Origin of the sequence: Massilia genomosp. 1 (genome assembly GCF_011682185.1) — a bacterium.
GTDB classification, from domain to species: domain Bacteria; phylum Pseudomonadota; class Gammaproteobacteria; order Burkholderiales; family Burkholderiaceae_D; genus Telluria_A; species Telluria_A rubra.
Window position 1 is genome coordinate 1 of record NZ_WHJF01000308.1, and the last position, 1,051, is coordinate 1,051.

1 protein-coding gene is annotated in these 1,051 nt (G+C 60.8%); it reads right to left on the minus strand.

Annotation, left to right across the window (positions count from 1 at the left end):
- Positions 1–979 (minus strand): IS66 family transposase (locus F1735_RS33770; RefSeq protein ID WP_222853174.1); only part of this gene is annotated, 979 nt, incomplete at its 3' end.
- Positions 980–1,051 lie beyond the last annotated feature (72 nt).

The following is a 1,051-nucleotide window of genomic DNA, read 5'->3' on the forward strand; positions in this document are numbered from 1 at the left end:
TTTTGGCGTTGAGCAGCAACGCCGTCATGGCAGCCGGCCAATCCTGGCCGGTCACCTCTTGCGCGTAGACCAGTTCCCGAAGGAGATGCGCGTTGCACAAGGCATGCAGGCCATCGTCGAGTTTCCAGTAAGGACCCCAGCAATCATGTACCAGCACACCGAGGCGTTTTGGAAGAATGCCATGCGCGGCGATGGCGTCAAAGCCGCGCTTTGCGTGCATGCCGTACCAAGTCAATTGCGCAGTAGCCGCCACATGCATCCAGTGCAGCTTGCCGTCCACGCGCAGGCCCGATTCGTCGGCGCACAGCACCGGCGCGTGGTGCAATTGCCGCGCTATCAAATCGGCTGTGCCCTGCAGAGCGAGGCGCGCTTCGGCGACCCAGGCGAGCAGGGTGGCGGGCGACACAGACAAGCCCGTCATCTCGAAGATCAGCTCGGCGGCGCGGGCATACGGCAGCATCTGTCCCTGGGTCAGATGCACACCCAGCGCACGTATGTTCGGGCCGTACTGCACCACTTCGCTGACTGCGGCGGGAAAGACACTGTCGTGCCGCTGTCCGCAGGCACATACCACGGTGTAGACACGGTGCTCGATCACCTCGAAGCTCATCGCCGGCACATCGAATATCTGACGGCGCTCCAGGATTTGTGCCTGCTCCAGGGCCAACGCACTATGGCAGCGGTCGCACTGCGACGGCGGTGGATAATCCTTCGTTCCGGTGGGCTCGGCTACCCTCTTAAGCGTGCTGCCTTTGTGACCGGGCTGGCCGCCAACCGTCTTGTCGGACTTGCCGCGCAGCGAACTGGTCCTATTCTTTTTTGCCAGTCCGTCGGACGATGGCGGCTTGCTCGAATTTTCGCTGTTCATGTCCAGCTTCGCTTCGACCGCGTCCAGGCGCGCAAACAGGGCGTCAATGAGTCTATCCTTGTCGGCATGGGACAGCTTGGTCAGGTCGGCACGAGGTGGTTTCGGTGGCATGCCTACATGATGCGGCAATTGCCAAGAGTTTACAACTTTTGATTGCTCTGGTCATTCAGGCTGAACAGTTAC